We start from the raw sequence: 5,229 nt of genomic DNA, 5'->3' as shown, positions 1-5,229 counted from the left end.
GGCCAGTCCCACGCCGGCGGCGGCGGCGCCGCCCGCGCCGAGCAGCGCGAGCAGCTGCCGTCTGGTGAGCTCCATCGCTCTCCTCCTCCGCGCCCGTCGGGCGCCGTGTCCTCCGTGTCCTGCCCGCGGGCGGCGGTGCCCGCGGGGGCGGGGCGCCCGCGTCGGGCGCCCCGCGTGAGGTGCTGCCGGTCAGGCCACGGGGATCCAGACCCGCATGGCCTGGGGGCCGCGGTTGGCCCACAGGTGGTACGGGACCGCCCGCAGCGTCACCGCGCCGGTCACGGGCGGGGCTGGCGTCTCCGCCGGCCGGTACGGGCCGGCGCCCACGGGCGACGCGGGCCGGGACCGCACGGACCCGGTCGCCGTCACCACGACCGTCCCGCCGAGCAGGTCGGGACGGTCCTCCTCGCCCAGGGGCCCGGCGACGTCGATCAGGACGTCGTCCACGACGGCGCACCCGTCCTGGTCCTCCTGCTCCAGCGCGTACACGAGCGGGCCGCGCTCGATCGCGACGCAGCCGCGCACGTCGTCGACCCGCGGGTCCGCGGCCGTCAGGCGGGGCGCCACGGGCAGCTCCAGCACGACGACGTCCCCGGCCGCGAGCGCCCGGCCCACGGTGGCGTAGCCACCGGCCGCGACGGGGGCGCCGTCGAGCGTGGCGCCCTCGGCCCAGCCCGGCACCCGCAGCGCGAGCCCGGCTCCCGTGTGCGCCTCCTCGACGTGCAGGGTCACCCGGCCGGTGTACGGGTACCCCGTCTCGACACGGACGCGCAGCGCGCCGCCGGGCAGGTCGGCGGCGATCGTGCCGGGTGCGTACTGGTGCACCTGGAGCGCGTCGTCGGCGACCGTCGCGAGGTACCCCTCGAGGCTCGACAGCGTCCGCATGATGTTGGGCGGGCAGCAGGCGCAGCCGAACCACGGCCGGCGCCCGGCGGCGGGATTGCGCTCCTCCTCCGCGTGCGCGCCGGTGCGCACCTGCAGCGGGTTGACGTAGAAGTACTCCGTGCCCCCCAGGGAGAGCCCGGAGAGGAAGCCGTTGAGCAGCATCCGCTCGATCTGGTCGGCGTAGCGCGCGTCGCCCGTGGCGAGCAGCAGGCGCCAGGCCCACTGCACGGCGCCGATGGCGGCGCACGTCTCGGCGTAGGCGCGGTCGTTGGGCAGCTCGTGCGGGTCGCCGAACGCCTCGCCGTCCCAGCGGGAGCCGAGCCCGCCCGTGAGGTACTGCTTGCCGTCGACCATCGCCGCGTACTGCGCCTCGAGCGCCGCGAGGAGCTCGCGGTCGTCCGTCTCGACCGCGACGTCGGTGGCGCCCGCGCCGAGGTAGACGGCGCGCACGGCGTGCCCCTCGACGGTCGTCGCCTCGCGGACACGGACCCGGTCGGAGAAGTAGGTGGGCTGCTTGCCGTGGGCCGCGATGATCCCCGTGCCGCGGGCGTCGACGAACCAGCGCGCCAGGTCCAGGTACGCCCGCGTGCCGGTCTCCCGGTAGAGCTCCACGAGCGCGGTCTCGATCACCGGGTGCCCGTCGACCTCGCGCAGCTGACCCTCGCCGTCGCCGAAGGTCTCGACGAGGTGGTCCGCGAGCCGGACGGCGACGTCGAGCAGCTCGCGCCGCCCGGTGGCCCGCACCTGCGCGACCGCGGCCTGCATCAGGTGCCCCGCGCAGTAGTGCTCGTGGCTCCACGGCAGGTCGGAGTACCGCTCCACGCCGCGCAGCTGCGGCACCGAGTCGAGGTAGCCGTCCGGCGCCTGGGCGCCGGCGACGGCCCGGGTGACCTCGAGGATGTCGGCCAGCAGCGCCTCGTCGGGCTCGCGCCCGTACTCCCAGGCCGCGGCCTCGAGCCACTTGTGCACGTCGGAGTCCGCGAAGATCGGCCCCTGCGCCTCGCCCTCGGCCAGCCCGGCGGCGATCTCGAGGTTGCGCAGGTTCCCGTACTCGCGCAGGTGCCCCAGGCCCTCGGGCACCGAGGCGTCGCGGTTGACGCGGAGTCGGTGACCCCACAGCCCGCCCTGGAGGGTCGCGCTGCCCGGCGGCAGCGGCCGCAGGCTGCTGATCGCCGAGGCTGTGGGCTCGGCAGGGCCGCGAGCGGTCCGGAGCGTCGTCGTCGTCATGCACCTCTCCCTTGAGGAAGGAAACTAGGAATCCGTTTTCCTCACGGTAGGGAGCGTTGCGCGAGTCGTCAAGCACCTGCCCGACAGGTGGAATCGCGTACCATCGGCAGCGCCGCCCGCCATCCCGCGGAACGGCAGGAATCCTCGAGGAGGCCTCATGGCGGAGACTCCGGGCGTCGTGCGGATCACGGACGTCGCCGCGCTGGCAGGGGTGTCCCCCAGCACCGTGTCGAAGGCGCTCAACGACACCGGCTCCCTGCGACCCGCGACCCGTGCCCGCGTGCGCGAGGCGGCGGAACGGCTGGGCTTCGTGCCCGACGCGCAGGCGCGGTCGCTGTCGGCGCGGCGCAGCTTCACCGTCGGCCTGCTGAGCACGGACTCGGCCGGCCGCTTCTCGCTGCCGGTGGTCCTCGGCGCCGAGAACGCGCTCGTCGGCGGTCAGATCTCGGCGCTGCTGGCCACGGCCCGGCACGACGCCGTCCGCGAGCAGCACCACGTCCGCAGCCTCGTCGCGCGGCGCGTGGACGGGATCATCGTCACGGGCCGCACCACCGATCCCCGGCCGCCCATCCGGGTGCCGATGCCGGTCGTCTACGCCTTCGCACCGTCGCAGGACCTGGACGACGCGTCCGTCGTGCCCGACGACGCCGCCGGGATGACCGCCGTCGCGGAGCACCTGCTCTCCCTCGGCCGCGCCCGGGTCGCCTACGTCGGCGGTCGCGGTGACCAGGCGGCCTCCGTGCAGCGGCACGCCGCCCTGGCCGACGCCCTCGCGGCGCGCGGCGGCGTGATCGTCGGCGAGCCGCGGTTCGGCGAGTGGTCCGAGCGCTGGGGGCGGCTGGCCGTCGACCTCCTCCTCGGCGACCACCGGGCCGGCGAGCCGTTGCCGGTCGACGCCATCGCGTTCGCCTCCGACCAGATCGCCCGCGGCGGCTGCGACCGCCTGCGCGACCGCGGCGTGCGCGTGCCCGAGGACGTGGCCGTGACCGGCTACGACGACTGGGACGTCATGGCGCTCGCCAGCCGCCCGCCCCTGACCACCGTGGACCCCCAGCTCGACCGGATGGGGCAGCGCGCCGCCGAGCTCCTGCTGGCCGCGATCGACGGGCGGCCCGCGCACGGCACGGAGCTCTCCCCGCCACGCCTCGTCGTGCGGGGCTCGACCGCCGGGGACGCCTGAGCCGGGAGCCGCGTCAGCTCGCGGGCGCCTCGTCCTCGAGCGGCCCGACCATGGAGATCGACGGGTCGAGGGCGGTCGCCACGGCCGCGAGCGCCCCGAGGATCAGCCCGACCCGCGTGTGCGGCAGCCGCCGCCCCTGCGTGCGCCACCGCTCGCCGCGCCGGTAGGCCCACTTCTCCCCCGCCACGGCGACCGCCACCGCGAGGGCGACCGCGCCCGCCGCCGCAGCTCCCGCGACCGCCGGGTCCGGCAACGGGTCGGCGTCCGCGAGCTCCGCGTCGCCCAGGAGGACGTTGTCCTCGAGGTCGGCGTCGTCCACCCCGGCATCGCCGAGGCCCGCGTCCGGGTCAGCGTCGCCGAGGTCCGCGTCGTCGACGTCGCCGTCGTCCCCCTCGGGCGACGCCTCCATGCGCCGGGCGAGGTCGCGCAGGTCGCGGACCTCGTCGCGCGCCTCCCGCACGCCGTCGACGGCGGAGCGGCCCTCGGCGGTGAGGGCCATACCCAGGCCGAGCCCGCCGGCCAGCACGCCTGCCTTGGTGAGGGCGCGCGCCCAGCGAGGGCCGACGACGTCGGGCACGGCGTACCAGGCGAGCGTCGTGAGTCCGGTGATCGCGACGCTCCGGGCGTCGACACGCCTGCGCGCGGCGGGCGTCTCCATGGCTCCACCTCCGGGTCGGGGGCTCGTGCGGCGGCGGCGCCGAGGTCCTCGGGCCACCCGTGGGTCAACGGGCGGCGCCGGGGCAGAGTTCCGCGACGGCGGGCCGGCGCAACCCCCACCTGCGTGGATGACCGATTCTTGACCTGCGCGCCCGCATCCTTGACCTACATCACGAACAGGTGACGATTCTGCGTGAGCGGGGCCACGCTCAGCCCCGGCGGAGTCGGGGGTTTCGTCTTTTACCACAAGGTGGTTTGATGCGCACGTGGAACTGCTCAGAACCTTTGCTCCCGGCGCGTTCGCGTACGGGTTGGCGTCCTGGTCGTGGCTGGGGGTCCACGGCAAGACGCCCCGCTTCACGACCGTCTTCGGCGACGTCTTCCTCGAGTCCCTGGAGGGCTGGTGGTTCCTCGACACGATCGAGGGGACGCTCGAGCTCCGCTGGTCCACCGCCGTCGAGATGTACACGGAGCTCGACTCGGCGGACGGGCGCGCGGACCTCCTGCTGGAGGACCTGTGCCGGGAGGTGCTCGACACCGGCCTGCACCCGCGACCGGACGAGGTGCTCGCCTTCTCCCCGCACCCGGCGATCGGCGGCCGGCTCCATGCCGACCACGTGGCGCCGCTGCGGTTCGAGCTGGCGCTGCGGCTCACCGGGGAGATGCACCACCAGCTGCGCACCACGCTCGACCCGTCCCCGTCGCCCCTGCTGCTCGGGCACGCCGACCCCCGGATGTCCGCGCCCGCCCTCACCTGGGACCAGGCGGGGCACGACCGGCGACCGTGACCCACCTGTGACCTGCACGGTCCGCCCAGCAGATGCACGACCGGCCGTCGTGTCGTCTCCTGGAAAGGCACGGATGAGGCGGACCGTGGGAGGTAGGCATGAGACGGGTGCTCGTCGTCGGACTCGTCGTGGGGGTCGTGGACGGGGCGTTGCTGGGCGCGTCGGCAGCGCTCGGCTGGACGTGGGTGGCGTGGGCCGCTCTCCTGGCCGGGCTCGGGGGTGCGGCCGTGGTGGCGATGTCCGTCCCGCCGGCACGCGTCGCGCGACCGGCCACCGTCACGCTCGGCCTGCCGCTGCGTGACGAGCAGGCGGCGGAGGAGGCGAGCGTCGTGCCCGCCCCGGTGCCGGGCACGACGCCGGGCACGGTCGAGGCCCCGCCCGCCGTCGTCGAGGACTACCCGCAGCCGGTGCGCGCGGGGCAGCCGACGCCCGCCGCCGCCTGACGGGACGCCGAGAGTCCGCGAGACAGAGAAGCCCGGACCGGACCGCAGC

At 75.8% G+C, this 5,229-nt stretch carries 5 protein-coding genes; 3 read left to right on the top strand and 2 right to left on the bottom strand.

Going from position 1 to position 5,229, the window contains the following annotated elements; genetic code table 11:
- Positions 1-189: 189 nt before the first annotated feature.
- Positions 190-2,112 (bottom strand): glycoside hydrolase family 127 protein, encoded by a 1,923-nt coding sequence (locus ACFWEK_RS18685; protein WP_430555010.1) that lies wholly within the window; start codon positions 2,110-2,112, stop codon positions 190-192.
- A gap of 157 nt (positions 2,113-2,269) precedes the next feature.
- Here ACFWEK_RS18685 and ACFWEK_RS18680 point away from each other — a divergent pair, with 157 nt between their 5' ends.
- The gene (locus tag ACFWEK_RS18680) at positions 2,270-3,292 is read left to right on the top strand and encodes a LacI family DNA-binding transcriptional regulator (RefSeq protein WP_430555009.1); all 1,023 of its coding nucleotides are present in this window, start codon (positions 2,270-2,272) and stop codon (positions 3,290-3,292) included.
- Between the two features lie 13 nt (positions 3,293-3,305).
- On the opposite strand, the gene ACFWEK_RS18675 is transcribed toward ACFWEK_RS18680, so the two are convergent.
- Entirely contained in the window at positions 3,306-3,950 is a 645-nt protein-coding gene (locus tag ACFWEK_RS18675; protein WP_430555008.1) for a hypothetical protein, read from the bottom strand.
- Between the two features lie 265 nt (positions 3,951-4,215).
- On the opposite strand from ACFWEK_RS18675, the gene ACFWEK_RS18670 reads away from it, so the two are divergent.
- Complete coding sequence (locus ACFWEK_RS18670) at positions 4,216-4,737, top strand: hypothetical protein (RefSeq protein WP_430548440.1); 522 nt, start codon at positions 4,216-4,218, stop codon at positions 4,735-4,737.
- A gap of 98 nt (positions 4,738-4,835) precedes the next feature.
- Complete coding sequence (locus ACFWEK_RS18665) at positions 4,836-5,180, top strand: hypothetical protein (protein ID WP_430548441.1); 345 nt, start codon at positions 4,836-4,838, stop codon at positions 5,178-5,180.
- The last annotated feature ends 49 nt before the right edge of the window (positions 5,181-5,229 follow it).

The organism is Isoptericola sp. NPDC060257 (assembly GCF_042726645.1).
Taxonomy (GTDB): domain Bacteria; phylum Actinomycetota; class Actinomycetes; order Actinomycetales; family Cellulomonadaceae; genus Isoptericola; species Isoptericola nanjingensis.
Note: the sequence above shows the minus strand (reverse complement) of the source record. Positions and strands in the feature narration are given on the sequence as shown.

What these genes read in the sequence shown, in the direction of transcription:
- ACFWEK_RS18680 (WP_430555009.1), top strand. Translation starts at nt 2,270, where the DNA reads ATGGCGGAGACTCCGGGCGTCGTGCGGATCACGGACGTCGCCGCGCTG.
- ACFWEK_RS18675 (WP_430555008.1), bottom strand. Translation starts at nt 3,950, where the DNA reads ATGGAGACGCCCGCCGCGCGCAGGCGTGTCGACGCCCGGAGCGTCGCG.
- ACFWEK_RS18665 (WP_430548441.1), top strand. Translation starts at nt 4,836, where the DNA reads ATGAGACGGGTGCTCGTCGTCGGACTCGTCGTGGGGGTCGTGGACGGG.
- ACFWEK_RS18685 (WP_430555010.1), bottom strand. Translation starts at nt 2,112, where the DNA reads ATGACGACGACGACGCTCCGGACCGCTCGCGGCCCTGCCGAGCCCACA.